This is a genomic window from Mesorhizobium sp. M1428, from assembly GCF_040317515.1.
Taxonomy (GTDB): Bacteria; Pseudomonadota; Alphaproteobacteria; order Rhizobiales; family Rhizobiaceae; genus Mesorhizobium.
Genome location: NZ_JAMYKT010000022.1, coordinates 50862 through 64764 on the forward strand (window position 1 = coordinate 50862; position 13903 = coordinate 64764).

Here is a 13903-nt window from a genome sequence, read left to right on the forward strand (position 1 = left end):
ATTCGCGTCGCCGATCCCGGCGTCGTTGGGCACTTTATTATCGTTCCTCCGGCGGCCGAATCTTGCGGAACGTCACGAGCAGAAGAATGTCATAGACGATCTTCAGGGCTCCAGCGATGAGGAGCGGCCAGCCAAAGCCCGAAACGGCAAGCAGCGAGCCGGCCAGCATCGGACTCGCCGCCGATGCGAGGCTGCGTGGCACGGCGGTGACGCTCGCTGCTGCGGCACGCTCGCCCGGCGTCACCACCGCCATCACGTAAGAGGTGCGGGTTGGCACGTCCATCTGCGACAGCGCACTCCGGATCAGCAGAAGGACGATCACCGGAGCGAGGCTGTGCATGAACGGAATGAGCAGCAGGCAAAGGCTCGACGGCAGGTGGGTGAATACCATCGTGTTCACCAGTCCGATTCGTTTGGAGATTTGAACCGCCACCAGATACGACACGGCTGAAAGCACGCCCGTGCAGAAGAAAATTGCGCCTGTGGTAGCGAGGGACAGGCCAAAGGTTTGATAAAGCCACAGTGCCAGCAGGGACTGAACCACAAGGCCGCCCGCAAATGCGTCCAGGCTGAAGAGCGCGGCAAGCGCAAGGACGATGGTTCGAGACTTGCGCAAGGGCTCCGCCGGCGCAGCATCCGCTTCGATCGATGCGTCGGGCAGCCGCCGATACAGGAGCAGCGATCCGACCCCAAGGAAGGCATAGAGCAGGAAAGCAAGCTGAAGGGCCTGTTTGATTTCTATCCCGATCAGGTGTCGCAGGAGGTCGGGAGCGCCGGCCGCCAGAGCGCCGACAGCCCCAATGAGGGAGCCGACAACGCTGTAGCGGGCAAACAGCGCGGTTCGATCGCGATCGGTGACGCTGTGGGCAAGTTCCGCTTGCTCGAGTGGCAGAAACACGCTCACGTCGCCGGAGGATGGGTTCAATGTTCCGACGAACGCGACCAAGAGCAGCGGCCAGAAATCATGGACGAGCGCAAAGGCAAGTCCGGTCAGAATCATCAGGCCCGCTGCCGCGATGAGCAGCGAGCGGCGCGAGAAACGGTGCGCGATGGCTCCGACGCCCAGCGTGAGCGCCGCCGATCCCGAGAGCGTTGCCGTGGCGAAGATCCCGATCTCGAAAGCGTTGAAGCCGAGCGCCGCCAGATAGGCGGGAAGCAAAAGACTGACAAGTCCGTCGCCAAACGCCCGCAATCCCCGTGACGCCAGCAAATGGGAAGCCGTCGGGCCGGCACCGGACGGCAGGAGCACAAGTCTGCGCTTCGGCAATTGCAACGCTTCCGTCGGCCTTCGAATTGTCAACGCACCTCCTGCATACCGCCGGGCAGAATCCAGAGCCTAGATCGAACCCGTGGCGACGCCGTAAAGAATACCCAATATTGAACAGGCCACCAGGACCGGGATCATGCCGACCTTGAAACGGAATACCGCTACCAGTGCGCCGAGCGTCAGGACCAGTGACGGGATATTGACGGAATTGAACACCGGCACGTCCAGCGTGATGCCCAGCCAGCTGACGTCATGGAGTTCGCGGAACAGGACATGAAGCGCGAACCATACCGCCAGGTTCAGGATCACACCAACCACCGCGGCGGTGATGGCAGACAGCGCTGCGGAAAAGGCCTTGTTGCTGCGCATCGTCTCCATGAACGGCGCGCCGAGGAATATCCACAGGAAGCACGGGACGAAGGTTACCCATGTCGTGAGAAGGCCGCCGAGCGTTCCGGCAACCAGCGGGCCGAGCACGCCTGGCGCCCGATAAGCTCCCATGAAGCCGACAAACTGGGTGACCATAATCAATGGGCCGGGCGTCGTCTCGGCCATGCCGAGGCCGTCCAGCATCTCTCCTGGCTTGAGCCAGCCATAGTGCTCCACACCCTGCTGGGCGACATAGGCCAAGACCGCATAGGCGCCGCCGAAGGTAACCATCGCCATCTTCGAGAAGAAGATCGCAATATCGGTGAAGACGTTGCCTTGCCCGAGGAATGCAAGCAGCGCGAGGACCGGGACCAGCCATAGCAGCAGTCCCACACCTGCCACCTTGAACCCCCACGCGGCGGAGGGCCGTGCATGAGCCGGCACCCCTTCGCCAAGCGCGGAGTCGGCATCGTCGACCTGCGTTCCGCCAACCTTGCCATGTCCGTTGCCCGACTTGAAAGCAGCCCAGCCTGCCCTGCCCCCCACGTAACCGATCCCAGCTGCGATCAGAATGACCAGCGGAAACGGCGCATGAAAGAAGAACAAGGCGATGAAGGCAGCCGCAGCGAGGCCGACCATCACATTGTTCCTGAGCGCTCGCCTGCCGATCCGCAGGACCGCTTCGAGCACAATGGCCAGGACCGCAGCCTTCAGGCCGAAGAAGAGCGCCTGGACAGCGCCGACATTGCCGAAGACCGCGTAGATCCAGCTCAGGATCATGATGGCGATCGCCCCGGGCAGCACAAACAGGGTTCCCGCCACGAGACCGCCCTTGGTCTTGTGCATAAGCCAGCCGATATAGATTGCCAATTGCTGTGCCTCAGGACCGGGCAGCAGCGTGCAGTAGTTGAGCGCATGCAGGAAGCGAGTCTCGCCGATCCAGCGCTTTTCCTCGACGATGATGCGATGCATCATGGCGATCTGGCCGGCCGGGCCGCCAAAGCTGAGCATCGCCACGCGAGCCCATACGCGCATAGCGGCAGCAAACGAAACGCCATGGTCGTGAGCCTCGGCCGGAGACGGGTGGGCCGCGATGGACTGCTCCAGATTGGCCATTGTTCGGGTCCTTGCGATCATCCACGTTTCTTGCGGAAATACTGATAGAGGTTGTCGAAGACAGGAGCGCCCTGCGCGATCCGCTGCTCGTCGCTCTCATTAGCCATGGCTATGCCGGCAATCAGGCTGGCAATTCCTGTCGCCTCCTCGCGGCCGAACTTGTTGTCCTTGGGGTCGATGTCATGGACGATCTCGGCGATGGCCTGAAGCGCTGGGTCATTGATGCCGGCGCGGGTAACCAGAACCTCGAAGCTGCAGCGATCGCCCTCATGGGTGATTTCGCCTTCGAACATGTCGAAGCGCAATTCCCCCTCCTTTGGCACGTATCCCTTGCCCGCCACGAAGCGGATGATCGCGTCAGCATCGATGAAGCGATGGATCAGCCAGCTGCAGGCAATACGGTCGACATGCACGTCCCGGCGTGTGACCCAGATCCGGCCCTTGAGCTCGCTCGGCTCGGCGGCCTTCTTCGGTTCCTTGGTCATAGCCTTGTCCTCTACAAGCTGTGTCTCGAGTTCGGCGATCAGGCCTTCGACGGCGAGGCGGCCGCTGGCGCCGAAGAAGTCGATTGCCGCCACTTCGGCGAGCCTCTTGCGCAAGCGGCTGAGTTGCGAACGCGCTTCCGCCCGTCTTTCCGATGTCGCGTTCGTCTTGATTTCAGCGGCCAGATCGCGGGCTTCCTCGACGATCTCCCCGTAATCGACGTCACGGGCGGCGTCGAACATCGCCCGCACCTGCGCGTCCGACAGACCGTCGACAAGGCGTGCCTCGCACATCATGGCCTCGCCGCCGCCAGCGACGATCTCCTTCAGAAGCCATTCGAAATCCTCCTGCATCTCGGCATTGGCCGGCAGGGCGTAAACGGTGCTTTTGACTGCGACCGCGCCGATGCCTTGCAACCGTCGCCAGATCTTCACCCGGAAATAGGCTGGCTTGCTTGGCAGCTGATGGATCAGGAGCAGCCAGCGCTGATCCTGCGATTCCCCCTCATTCATAAGTGAACCGTATCACGAACAGAGTGAGATGCAACACTTGTATCATTCTTGATTCGAGCATAGCGTTTGCTTCCTCACGGATGGGCCGTGCCGCCGAACGAGGGAACCCGATGCCACACCAGATCATGCCGCTGCCGTTCAAGCCGCCCAGGCTCGTCGGATTGTCCGAACGGTTGTTGGCCAGCCACTACGAAAACAATTACGGCGGTGCCGTTCGCCGCCTCAACGCCATCGAACGGCGGCTCGACGGTCTCGATTGGAACACGGCGCCCGTCTTCGACATCAATGGTTTGAAGCGCGAGGAGTTGGTTGCCGCCAATTCGGCGATCCTGCATGAAATCTATTTTGATGGGCTGGGTGGCGCCGGCGATGCCGGTGGCGATCTTGCCGCAGCACTGGAGCGCGACTTCGGCAGCGTGGCCGCATGGCGCGCCAAGTTCATGGCTTGTGCGAAGGCGCAGGCCGGAGGCTCGGGATGGACACTGCTGACCTGGTCGGAGCGCCGCGATCGGCTGACGATCCAATGGGCGGCGGATCACACCAACTGCCTCGCTGGCGGCATGCCGATCCTCGCGCTCGACATGTACGAACATGCCTACCACCTCGATTTTGGCGCCAAGGCTGGCGCCTATGTCGATGCCTTCATGAAGAACATCCATTGGGAGCGGGTTGCCGCCCGCCACCGGCGGGCTGTCGTGCAGAGCGATCCTTCAACAGGACCTGCATCGGACGAAAGGCTTCCAACTGTTGCGCCAGAGGAACTGCGGATCCGGCTCGACCAGGGCGAAGATCTCGTCGTGCTCGACGTCTGCCTCGCCGAGGATCTGGCAAAACGCAGCGATATGCTGCCCGGAGCCAAGCTCCGCGCTCCCGAGACCATTGCCGATTGGGCCGCTGAACTGCCGAAGGACAGGCCAGTCATCGTCTATTGCGTCTACGGCTTCCAGGTCAGCGGCGACGCCGTCGCCGAACTGCGTCGCCGCGGCGTCGATGCAACAGCGCTCTCAGGCGGCATCGCCGCCTGGCACGCCATTGGCGCCCCAACTGTCCCCCTGGTGATCAGCGAAGAAAGGATTGCGTCATGAAATGGGTTACCCGCGAGCGTCCGGTCATCGACCGAATCGCCTGCCCCTGGTTGATTGCACGCTTCATCGACAAGGAACCGGAGTTTCTCTTTGTGCCGCCTGATCAGGTGATCCCTGTTGCCCGGGAGACTGGCGCGACGCCTTATGACGTGCCCGGCGTCGAGTTCACGCATGTCGGCGACGGCTGCAGCTTCGACACTTTCGTCTCGAAATATGGCCTCGAGCGCGACCGGCGATCGTGACCATTGCCGCGATCGTGCGCGGCGCCGACACCGACCGGCACGATCTCACGCCACAGTCGGCCGGCCTGCTCGCGATCTCCATGGGTCTGCGGGATGTGACACCCGACGACCACGAGGTGCTGAAGCACGGTTTCGTCATCTATGATGCGCTCTACGCCTGGGCCTCCCGACGCAAGGCGGAGACCCACAGCTGGCCACCCGGCTCGAAGCCGGCGGCCGCATGACCAATTGGGCACTGGGGGCGGATCTCAAGGAGATATCCCATGCATGCAAAACTGATGATCGGTGCGATGGCCACGGCAATGTCAGCGCTGCTCCAGCCCGCCGCCGCAGCTCCCGACTGGCAGATGGTTGCAAAGACATTCGGCAAATCCGGAACCGAAATGCCCGATGGCGTCTACAGGGTCGGCCTGCCGCGAACTGACTTGAAAGTATCGCTCGACGGGGTGGCTCTTAAGCCGGGATTCGCCCTCGGAGGCTGGGTCGCGTTCGAACCGATGGGAAACCAGGCCATGGTCATGGGTGACATCGTCCTGACGCAGGACGAAGTGAACCCGGTCATGAAAAAGCTTGAAGAAAGTGGCATCGAGATCACCGCGTTGCACAACCATCTGCTGCGCTCGCAGCCGATGACGCTTTACATGCATGTCTTCGGCGAGGGCGACACCGTCGCGCTCGCCACAGCACTTCATGCCGGGTTGGCGCTGAGCAAGACGCCGATGGAGAATGCCACGCCCGCCGCGGCACAGCCGCAGATCCCGTTCGACACCGCCGCTGTCGACAAGGCTATCGGTCGCAAGGGCAAGGCCAATGGCGGCATCTATCAATTCACCATCCCACGGGCCGAAACGATCACCGACGGCGGCATGGCCATCCCTGCGTCCATGGGCAGCGCCATAGGCATTAACTTTCAGCCAACCGGAGGCGACAAGGCTGCGATCACAGGCGATTTCGTGTTGATCGCGTCGGAGGTAAACCCCGTGCTGCGTGCCCTGCGCGACAACGGCATCGAGGTAGCGGCCTTGCACAGCCACATGCTCAACGAACAGCCACGGCTCTTCTTCATGCATTTTTGGGCCAATGACGATGCCGCAAAGCTGGCACGCGGGCTAAGGGCGGCTCTCGACAAGATGAAATCTTTCAAACAGCTAGCCCGCGGAATCGCGGGCAGTCGCGAGCAATTTGTCTGGTCGTGATACGTGCCGTTCCAATCGTCGCGGCTAGTTCGATTGTGACGGACTGACTCGCCGTCCAGGTGCTACTGTCCATCGATCGACGCACGCGCGATAATACCGATCACTCGCACGAACGGGTCGACGCGGAGCCGACGTTGCATGGATTGGGTTCAACTGTGCCTGCTCAGCGTGGCGGGCTTTCTCACCTGGGCGCTCAATACGGTATCAGCGGGCGGTGGCGGTTTGCTGTTGATCTCAGCAGTGACGTTCCTCACGGGCAGCGCCGCAGTCGCTCCAGTGATCACCTTAACCGAGCTCATCGGCAATCCGGTTCGGATCCTTGCATTTCGTCGCGACGTCGATTGGAGCATCGTGCGCTGGTATTTGCCCGGCGCCATCTCAGGCGGCGGGCGCTTGGCTGTTCGCCAACGCACGCGCCGAATGGCTGCAGATCTTCATCGGCCTCTATCTGATCGGCGCCATTTTGGAATTCCATGGCGGCGCGCGCGAGCGGAGCTATCGGGCCCGCCTTTGGTGGTTCTTGCCCGCCGGCCTGATCGTGTCCCTGCTCTCCGCTTTGATGGGCACAGTCGGCCCGGTGCTGAACTCGCTTTACCTGAACTATGGGTCCCGCAAGGAGACCCTGGTCGCGACGAAGTCGGTGAATTCGTTCGTGACAGATATTGTCAAAGTCACGGTCTTTACCGGTCTCGGCGCATTTGGCGGCCAGGCGCTGGCTTTCGGCCTTGCGACCGGATTTGGTGCTGCGCTTGCGACGCTTGCGGCAAAACCTTGGCTCGAGCGGATGAGCGGACGGCAATTCCGGACAGCGGTCGTGATGCTGATGGCCGTGAGCGGCATGCTGATGATCTGGAAGCAGCACGACCTCGTCGTTGCGCTCTACCATGAGCTCGCCTTCTGTCTTCAAGCCAACCAGGACGAATGCGTCCAAACGTAAACCTGCGCCGCCCGGACTTCGGGGCGCGAGGTGGTGCTGGACCAGTCGTAAGGATCAGTGATGGTGACCTTCCGGCTCCGCCATCTTGAACGGCAGGATCTGTTCCCTGCCCTTTGCCGCCAGGATCAGCCTCGCCTTGAACTCGTGCGGCTCGGCCGGGGCGACGCTGCTCTCAAGGCTATGATGATCGCCCGCGACTGGTGCGAGGGAAAGCGTCTCGGAGCCTTCGGACCGGTCGATGATTACGGTTGCCTGGAGATCGTCGGCATGGCTGTCGATGGTGAGGTGCATACGTTCGCCGGCCGGCGTGTCGACGATTTCGAGCGTGCCCGTTGCCAGCTCGCAGGCGACCTTAAACGGCTCGGGCGCGTGGTGCGCATGGCCGGAACCTGCCACCACTGGCCCGCGCTCGCCTTCCAGGCGGATGTTCGCCTCCGAGAGCGCGGGTAGATGGTCGAACAACTCCCCTCTCAGAGCCTCTGTGATGCCGACCACATCGTTCGCGCTCGCGGTTTCGGCCACCTTGATGGCGATATCGGCATGCAGCCTGTGGCCGATCCAGCGCGCCTGCACCTGGGCGACCCGTTCGATGCCCCGCACATGTTCGGCGGCATGATGGATTTCGTCGACAATGCCTGGCTCGACGCCATCCAGCATGCGCGTCAGCACCGCCTTTGACGACTGCCAGACAATGGCGAAGATCGCCACCGTGATCAAAAGGCCGACAATCGGATCGGTGAGCGGAAAGCCGAGCCAGACGCCGATGGCGCCGAGAACGACCGCGAGGCTGGTGAAGCCATCGGTGCGGGCATGATAGCCGTCGGCGATCAGCGCCGCGCTATTGATCTCGCGGCCGACGCGGATGCGGAATACCGCGACCGCCTCATTGCCGAGGAAACCGACGAGGCCGGCGGCGGCAACCCAGCCAAGGAAACTGATGGCCTGGGGATGGATCAGCCTGTCGATCGCCTCATAACCGGCGACGATGGCGCTGAACAGGATGATCAGCACGATAACGATGCCGGCTAGGTCCTCGACCCGGCCAAGGCCGTAGGTGAAGGTCTTCGACGGTTTGCGCCTCGCCAGCATGAAGGCGATCCACAGCGGGATGGCGGTGACCGCGTCGCCGACATTGTGGATGGTGTCGGCAAGCAGCGCCACGCTGCCCGACAAGAACACGATGATCAGTTGCAGCAACGATGTGATCGCCAGCACGACAAACGACCATTTGATCGCCCAGATGCCGCGTGTCGTCGTCGCGATGGTGGGATCGACCACGCCGTGCGTATGGCCATGTCCACCGCCCTCGCCATGATCATGGCCGTGCCCGCCAAAGCCCTGGGTTGCCGGGCCGAAGCCAAACCAGTCGCGAATACCGTCCATCACGGGGGGTGTCTCACAGGTACTTGGTGATGTCCTTGAACTCGTCGATCGAGCGGCGCTGCTCGCGCGGCAGCGGCCCCACGACATCTTCCAGGCAATGATTGAGATGATCCTGGATGAGCGTCTTCTTGGCTTGGGAAACGGCCTTCTCGACCGCATGAAGCTGCTGGGCGATGTCAAGGCAAGGCCGGCCTGCTTCGATCATCTCTATGACGCCCCTCAGATGGCCGTCGGCCCGCTTCAGCCGTTTAACGATGTCGGGATGGGTCTCGTGTATGTGGGGACGCTCGTTCATCCTATGATACTATCCCCCTGGAGAGGATAGTCAAGGCAGGATGGTCGATCTCGCGGCACTCAGGAAACTGCTTCGAGGCAGGGACATCGCCCTGAGTCACCGTTAAATGCGACGCGATGATGTAGCGAGGTGCGCCGCTCAACCCCTCTCGAATGTGATCAGGCCGCATTGACTGCGGTGCACTCAAAACCCCTTGCGGCAAAGAGTTTCAAGATCCGCTTTCGCTATTCCCTCTAGGACGAGCGCGGGAAGAATATCGTTATCCCGCTTGAGATCGCGGCCATATGCCGCCGATAATATGGAAATTCCGGATTCGTGGAGGACCGCTGGGGTTCCGCTGATCTTCCCCAGAACGGCGGTCGGCAGCAGTCCGAACGGTACATCCTCGAGGATATAGCGGCTCTCGATAGTTGTCGGGCCAAAGCCACCGCGGCCACGGCGGTCCATCTCTTGGTTCATCTCCGAAACAGTGCTCATGGGCACATGGAACGACAATGAAAAATGTTCCTGGACGGTACGCACTGCTATCCCAAAATGGCCAGCGATCGCCAATCGTTCGGCGTCCAAAGCTTCGATAAAGCGGCCAACAGCCGGCGTGATGTTTCCGCCCTGGCTCCATTGCTCGGCTTTTTCCATGCGCGTCAGATTGAGAAGGGCAATTCCCAGATGGTTCTGCGGATTGAGGTTGCTGAGCGCGATAGCGAGCAGACCATCGCGCTTGACGAAACGATCGCCGAACAAGATCGTGCAAAGTTCGTGTCCTTGATCCTGGTAACTGAAAGGCAGCGTCGCGACATCAAGCTTCTGACGGATGGTGGTGACATGGACTTCGGTTGGTCCAAGCTGGCGACCGGTCAAGAGCGTTGTGCCCCAAACGACGATCGGCAAACTGACCTTTCGCTCCGCCAACCGGTTTGAGAGATACAGCGCCCCGAACGAACTATGCGAACTGATGATGACCGGGATTCCATCAATCAGATGAGGAACGGCGGCATCCATCACCATCTTGTGGGCGTACGCCGGAAGCGCAATCACCACCACGTCCGCGTTGACAATGGCATCTTTGCAATCCTTGGCAATGCGCACCGGCACCGTTGCCTCGATATCCCCCGTCGCTTTCAACAATTCGCCAGCAGCCAGCGCCTTGGTGCGCTGTCCCGACGGTGACCAAAGCATTGGCGAATGTCCCGATCCCGCCAAATACGCGCCAAGACCATAAGCAATAGCTCCAGCGCCCAGAATACTCACGCGCATAATATTCCTCCTGTTGCAGGCTTTTTGGTCCGAGAATCCTCGCCATCCTCACCTGAACGTTTTCCATCAAGAGGCTTCGCAAGTTGGAGCCGCATCTGCCGTCCTTGTCCACCTCCGCCAAGGACTCCGGCTCTAAAGCCGCCCAAACGCACAAAGCCGTAACGAACATTAGTTTCCGCTTGACATATATCAAAAACGAATGAGACGATGTCAATCATACGAATTGCACATGAAGGGAGAGCATGGAAACCCGCGACCTTCAGACCTTCCTTGCGGTTGCTGCCAGCGGCAGCATCACCAAGGCGGCTGACATGCTCGGGCGCTCCCAGCCTGCGGTGACACGCACCATTCAGGATCTCGAGGCCGAGCTTGGCTTCGAATTGTTGCACCGGATCGGTCGACGGGTGCAGTTATCCGAGGAAGGAGTGGCGTTCGAGGAGGAAGCTCGACGCCTGCTGATGTCCTTCACCGAACTGGCGGCGCGAGCCAAGATGATCGCCGCCGGCAGGGGAAGGATCCTGCAGATTGTCACAACCTCTGCGATCGGCACCGGCTTGATCCCGACGGCCCTGGCTGAGCTCCAAGGTGCCGAGCTTCCGCACGAGACGCATCTCGGGCAGTTTCTTCCCTCGATCGTCGCCCAGGAAGTGCGCAGCGGACGTGCCGAGATCGGGTTTTCAAGCCTGCCGCTTGATACGCCCGGTCTGGATGTCCTGCGGCTCTATTCGGCGCCCGATGTTGCAGCCGTGCGGGAGGACGATCCGCTGGCTGAACTTGATGTCATACCACTTTCCGCTTTTGCCGGCCGCCGCGTCGCCACGTTGCTCAATCCGCTGCGTTTTCAGTTGCATGTCTCCAAGGCATTGGCGGCCAGGGGCATCGACACCGGCCCAGTAATCCGGACGAATACTGCCTATGGCGCGTTGCAGCTTGTGCGCCGGACTGGTGTCGCGGCTGTCATCGACCCCCTCACCGCCTATGGCGTAGCCTTGCCTGGGGTCGCCATTCGCCCGATCGACGTAACCGTTCTCTTTTATTGGGGTGTTGTGGCTGCAGCAAACCGTCACCTTCGTCCAGTCGCGCAGGCGCTGATGGATGCGGTCGAGGCGGTGGCTGAACGGTCGATCGTCGGCTTCAAGAAACTCGATCCGGCCTTGGCCGGCCAATTGGTGACCGATCCTGCATCCGGCACAAATCACGGAACGGGAATATGAAGCATACGCCCACCGCGCCAATCTCGACAGGTCTTGCCGCGCTGGAAGCGCAGCTTGCGCAGGATCTCGACTTTCTCGAACTGCCCGCCAAGCCATGGGTTCCCGCGCGTCCGCACAATGGCACGCCTGTCCGTGACGTCGTGGTGATTGGCGCCGGCATGTGCGGACTTGCTGCCATGGCAAAGCTGGTGCTGACCGGGATCACCAACGTCGTCGCCTACGACGCGGCTCCGGCCGGGCGCGAGGGACCATGGGTAACGTTTGCCCGCATGCAAACGCTCCGGTCACCGAAGACGCTTCACGGTCCGTCGCTCGGGCTGCCGCGGCTGACGTTCCGCGCCTGGTTCACGGCACAGTGGGGGTCCGAGGCCTGGCAGTCGCTGGACAAAATTCCCAAGGGCCAGTGGATGGATTACCTGGTCTGGTACCGCAAGGTTCTTGCTCTGCCGGTGCGCAACGGCGTGCGCATGACTGGTGTCGCACCCGTTGGTGATCTGATCGCGATCGATATCGAGGGCGCGGAAACCGGCCGGGTTCTGACCCGCCATCTCGTTCTGGCCACTGGTCGCTCCGGTCTCGGCGGCTTTGCCGTACCCGATTTCCTCAAAGGAATCGATCGCGCCTATTGGGCCCATTCGGCCGACGACATCGATTTCGACGCGCTGAAAGGCAAGCGCGTGGCGGTTATCGGCGCCGGCGCCTCTTCCATGGACAATGCCGCGACGGCACTCGAGGCGGGCGCCGGCTCAGTGGACATGTTGATCCGGCGCAAGGAAATGCCGCGCATCAACAAGCTGACCGGCATCGGCAGTCCGGGTGTTGTCCTCGGCATGCATCAATTGCCCGATGCCTGGAAGTGGAAGTTCTTCGACTACACCGCCTCGACCCAGACGCCGCCGCCGCGCTCATCGACGCTTCGCGTGTCTCGCCACCCCAATGCCCGGTTCTTTCTCGACTGCGGCATCGTCGCGGTCATGGAAGATGCGGGAGGCCTGCTGATTGAAACCACGCAAGGACCAATACGCTACGATTTTCTGATCGCGGCAACCGGCTTTTCAAACGACTTCAAAGGCCGTCCGGAATTCGCAGCCCTAGCACCACATATCCGCATCTGGTCGGATGGCCGATATACGCCGGATATGGGGCCGGCACGTGCAGGCATGTCGGACGCACCGGATCTTGGTCCCGCCTTCGAATTTCGCGAACGTGTCCCCGGTTCCTGCCCGATGCTGGCGCACATCCACTGCTTCAACGACGCCGCCATGCTGACCCACGGCAAGGTCTCCGGCGATATCCCAGCCGTCAGCGCGGGTGCCGACCGTCTGGTCCGCGGCATTGCCGCGTCGCTGTTTGCCGAAGATGTCGAAACCCACTTCGCCAATCTGATCGCTTACGACACGCCCGAACTTCTGGGCGACGAATGGGTGGATTCAACACCCTTGCTACAAAAGGAGGCCGCCCTGTGATCGACGCGATGGACAAGGCCGCCGGTCTTTCACCGGATGATGCCCTTTTCGCCGCACGGCGGTTTCGGCCCGAATTCGTGCAAGGGGCGGAGGAATGTCGCCTCTCCGTCCTGCAGCCGGCAAACGATCAGGGGCTGGCGCCGAATTTGAGGGTTGCCCTGGCCCGTCGCATGGCCGCTCTGAATGACGATCCCGTCCTGATGGCCGAATATGATGTGCAGCTGGCTCAGCTTGGTCCGACTGAGCAGCTTCTGGCACTGGCCCAGGGGGAAACGGATTTGAATGAACCTCTCGCAACCATCGTCCGTCATGTCGACCTGATCACGCTGACGCCGAAAATGGCGGAAGCGAGCCATATCGCCCTCCTCGCCAAGGCTGGATTGAACAATCCTCAGATCGTCGCACTCTCCGAACTGATTGCCTTCGTCAACTTCCAAACGCGGGTGGCGACAGGCTTGCGCCTGATGAGGTCGAAATGATTTCCTCGGTTCGTCTGAAGCCATTGAATTGGCACCCCTACATCGCACCGGTCGAGCTATCGGAGGCCACGCCGGAACAGCTCGAAGCGATGAAGGTTACGCCCTCTGCGAAGAAGGTTTCGGAATATGTGCGCACCCTTGTGCATGACCCAGAGAGCTACCTTGCCCGCACTGTTCTGTTCAACGCCATCATGTATGTCGAAGGCGGACTTGTCCGTCCTGACCGCGAACTTGGTGCACTGGGCGCCTCGATCGTCAATGGCTGCAAATTCTGTGCCGTCGTTCACGCCCGCAGGCATTCAGAGTTGACCAAGAGCGACGAAGTCGTCACCGCGCTGTATCTCGACAAACCCGAAAAGCTTGGGCCGCGCGATGCGGCAATCTACAGTTTTGCCCGCCGCCTGTCGGCGGCGCCGTCGGAAGCGACGGCAGACGATATCGCGGCGCTTCGATCAGTCGGCATGGATGACCGCGAGATCATCGACCTGATCCACGCCATATCGATCTTCGGCTGGGCAAACCGGCTGATGCACGTTCTAGGCCATGCGGAGAGCGGGTGATGATGTCGCATGCGGTCAAGGCACTCCGTCTCACACTGTGAAGGG

15 protein-coding genes are annotated in these 13903 nt (G+C 61.4%); 9 read left to right on the forward strand and 6 right to left on the reverse strand.

Annotation, left to right across the window (positions count from 1 at the left end):
- Positions 1 to 37: 37 nt before the first annotated feature.
- From NKG60_RS24875 to NKG60_RS24885, 3 genes are all read right to left on the reverse strand, one after another.
- Positions 38 to 1243 carry an MFS transporter gene (locus NKG60_RS24875; RefSeq protein ID WP_502911885.1) on the reverse strand — a complete coding sequence of 402 codons (1206 nt, stop codon included), beginning with the start codon at positions 1241 to 1243 and terminating at the stop codon, positions 38 to 40.
- Positions 1244 to 1336: 93 nt separating this feature from the next.
- On the reverse strand, positions 1337 to 2752 hold the full coding sequence (chrA, locus tag NKG60_RS24880) for a chromate efflux transporter (RefSeq protein ID WP_352975854.1): 1416 nt from the start codon (positions 2750 to 2752) through the stop codon (positions 1337 to 1339).
- Positions 2753 to 2769: 17 nt separating this feature from the next.
- Positions 2770 to 3747 (reverse strand): chromate resistance protein ChrB domain-containing protein, encoded by a 978-nt coding sequence (locus NKG60_RS24885; RefSeq protein ID WP_352975835.1) that lies wholly within the window; start codon positions 3745 to 3747, stop codon positions 2770 to 2772.
- A 110-nt stretch (positions 3748 to 3857) separates the two neighbouring features.
- Between NKG60_RS24885 and NKG60_RS24890 the strand changes: the two genes are divergently transcribed.
- The 5 genes from NKG60_RS24890 (at position 3858) to NKG60_RS24910 (ending at position 7207) form a co-directional block, all read left to right on the forward strand.
- Positions 3858 to 4832: a Fe-Mn family superoxide dismutase gene (locus NKG60_RS24890; protein WP_352864507.1), complete on the forward strand. Its 975-nt coding sequence runs from the start codon at positions 3858 to 3860 to the stop codon at positions 4830 to 4832.
- Complete coding sequence (locus NKG60_RS24895) at positions 4829 to 5074, forward strand: chromate resistance protein ChrB domain-containing protein (protein ID WP_352975837.1); 246 nt, start codon at positions 4829 to 4831, stop codon at positions 5072 to 5074. The genes NKG60_RS24890 and NKG60_RS24895 overlap by 4 nt, the downstream gene beginning before the upstream one ends.
- Positions 5071 to 5298 (forward strand): chromate resistance protein ChrB domain-containing protein, encoded by a 228-nt coding sequence (locus tag NKG60_RS24900; protein ID WP_352975839.1) that lies wholly within the window; start codon positions 5071 to 5073, stop codon positions 5296 to 5298. Before NKG60_RS24895 ends, NKG60_RS24900 begins: the two co-directional genes overlap by 4 nt.
- 54 nt (positions 5299 to 5352) lie before the next feature.
- Entirely contained in the window at positions 5353 to 6270 is a 918-nt protein-coding gene (locus NKG60_RS24905; protein WP_352975856.1) for a DUF1259 domain-containing protein, read from the forward strand.
- A 319-nt stretch (positions 6271 to 6589) separates the two neighbouring features.
- Complete coding sequence (locus NKG60_RS24910) at positions 6590 to 7207, forward strand: sulfite exporter TauE/SafE family protein (RefSeq protein WP_352864512.1); 618 nt, start codon at positions 6590 to 6592, stop codon at positions 7205 to 7207.
- Positions 7208 to 7261: 54 nt separating this feature from the next.
- Here the strand turns inward: NKG60_RS24910 and NKG60_RS24915 are convergent, their stop codons facing one another.
- From NKG60_RS24915 to NKG60_RS24925, 3 genes are all read right to left on the reverse strand, one after another.
- On the reverse strand, positions 7262 to 8593 hold the full coding sequence (locus tag NKG60_RS24915; protein ID WP_352975841.1) for a cation diffusion facilitator family transporter: 1332 nt from the start codon (positions 8591 to 8593) through the stop codon (positions 7262 to 7264).
- Positions 8594 to 8603: 10 nt separating this feature from the next.
- Positions 8604 to 8885 carry a metal-sensing transcriptional repressor gene (locus NKG60_RS24920; protein WP_352670082.1) on the reverse strand — a complete coding sequence of 94 codons (282 nt, stop codon included), beginning with the start codon at positions 8883 to 8885 and terminating at the stop codon, positions 8604 to 8606.
- Between the two features lie 183 nt (positions 8886 to 9068).
- Positions 9069 to 10139, reverse strand: coding sequence for an NAD/NADP octopine/nopaline dehydrogenase family protein (locus NKG60_RS24925; RefSeq protein ID WP_352670084.1), 1071 nt, complete (start codon positions 10137 to 10139; stop codon positions 9069 to 9071).
- Between the two features lie 242 nt (positions 10140 to 10381).
- On the opposite strand from NKG60_RS24925, the gene NKG60_RS24930 reads away from it, so the two are divergent.
- Genes NKG60_RS24930 through NKG60_RS24945 form a run of 4 tightly spaced genes read left to right on the forward strand, consistent with a single transcriptional unit; the run spans position 10382 to position 13858 of the window.
- Positions 10382 to 11353 carry a LysR family transcriptional regulator gene (locus NKG60_RS24930; RefSeq protein ID WP_352670086.1) on the forward strand — a complete coding sequence of 324 codons (972 nt, stop codon included), beginning with the start codon at positions 10382 to 10384 and terminating at the stop codon, positions 11351 to 11353.
- On the forward strand, positions 11350 to 12819 hold the full coding sequence (locus tag NKG60_RS24935; RefSeq protein WP_352670089.1) for an NAD(P)-binding domain-containing protein: 1470 nt from the start codon (positions 11350 to 11352) through the stop codon (positions 12817 to 12819). Before NKG60_RS24930 ends, NKG60_RS24935 begins: the two co-directional genes overlap by 4 nt.
- Positions 12816 to 13298, forward strand: a complete 483-nt coding sequence (locus NKG60_RS24940) for a CMD domain-containing protein (protein WP_352864518.1) — start codon at positions 12816 to 12818, stop codon at positions 13296 to 13298. The genes NKG60_RS24935 and NKG60_RS24940 overlap by 4 nt, the downstream gene beginning before the upstream one ends.
- Positions 13295 to 13858 carry a peroxidase-related enzyme gene (locus NKG60_RS24945; protein WP_352670092.1) on the forward strand — a complete coding sequence of 188 codons (564 nt, stop codon included), beginning with the start codon at positions 13295 to 13297 and terminating at the stop codon, positions 13856 to 13858. The genes NKG60_RS24940 and NKG60_RS24945 overlap by 4 nt, the downstream gene beginning before the upstream one ends.
- The last annotated feature ends 45 nt before the right edge of the window (positions 13859 to 13903 follow it).

Bases quoted from the DNA above. Each gene is read 5' to 3' on its own strand.
- NKG60_RS24905 (WP_352975856.1), top strand. From the start codon at position 5,353: ATGATCGGTGCGATGGCCACGGCAATGTCAGCGCTGCTCCAGCCCGCC.
- NKG60_RS24895 (WP_352975837.1), top strand. From the start codon at position 4,829: ATGAAATGGGTTACCCGCGAGCGTCCGGTCATCGACCGAATCGCCTGC.
- NKG60_RS24925 (WP_352670084.1), bottom strand. From the start codon at position 10,139: ATGCGCGTGAGTATTCTGGGCGCTGGAGCTATTGCTTATGGTCTTGGC.
- NKG60_RS24885 (WP_352975835.1), bottom strand. From the start codon at position 3,747: ATGAATGAGGGGGAATCGCAGGATCAGCGCTGGCTGCTCCTGATCCAT.
- chrA (WP_352975854.1), bottom strand. From the start codon at position 2,752: ATGGCCAATCTGGAGCAGTCCATCGCGGCCCACCCGTCTCCGGCCGAG.
- NKG60_RS24920 (WP_352670082.1), bottom strand. From the start codon at position 8,885: ATGAACGAGCGTCCCCACATACACGAGACCCATCCCGACATCGTTAAA.
- NKG60_RS24935 (WP_352670089.1), top strand. From the start codon at position 11,350: ATGAAGCATACGCCCACCGCGCCAATCTCGACAGGTCTTGCCGCGCTG.
- NKG60_RS24890 (WP_352864507.1), top strand. From the start codon at position 3,858: ATGCCACACCAGATCATGCCGCTGCCGTTCAAGCCGCCCAGGCTCGTC.
- NKG60_RS24945 (WP_352670092.1), top strand. From the start codon at position 13,295: ATGATTTCCTCGGTTCGTCTGAAGCCATTGAATTGGCACCCCTACATC.
- NKG60_RS24930 (WP_352670086.1), top strand. From the start codon at position 10,382: ATGGAAACCCGCGACCTTCAGACCTTCCTTGCGGTTGCTGCCAGCGGC.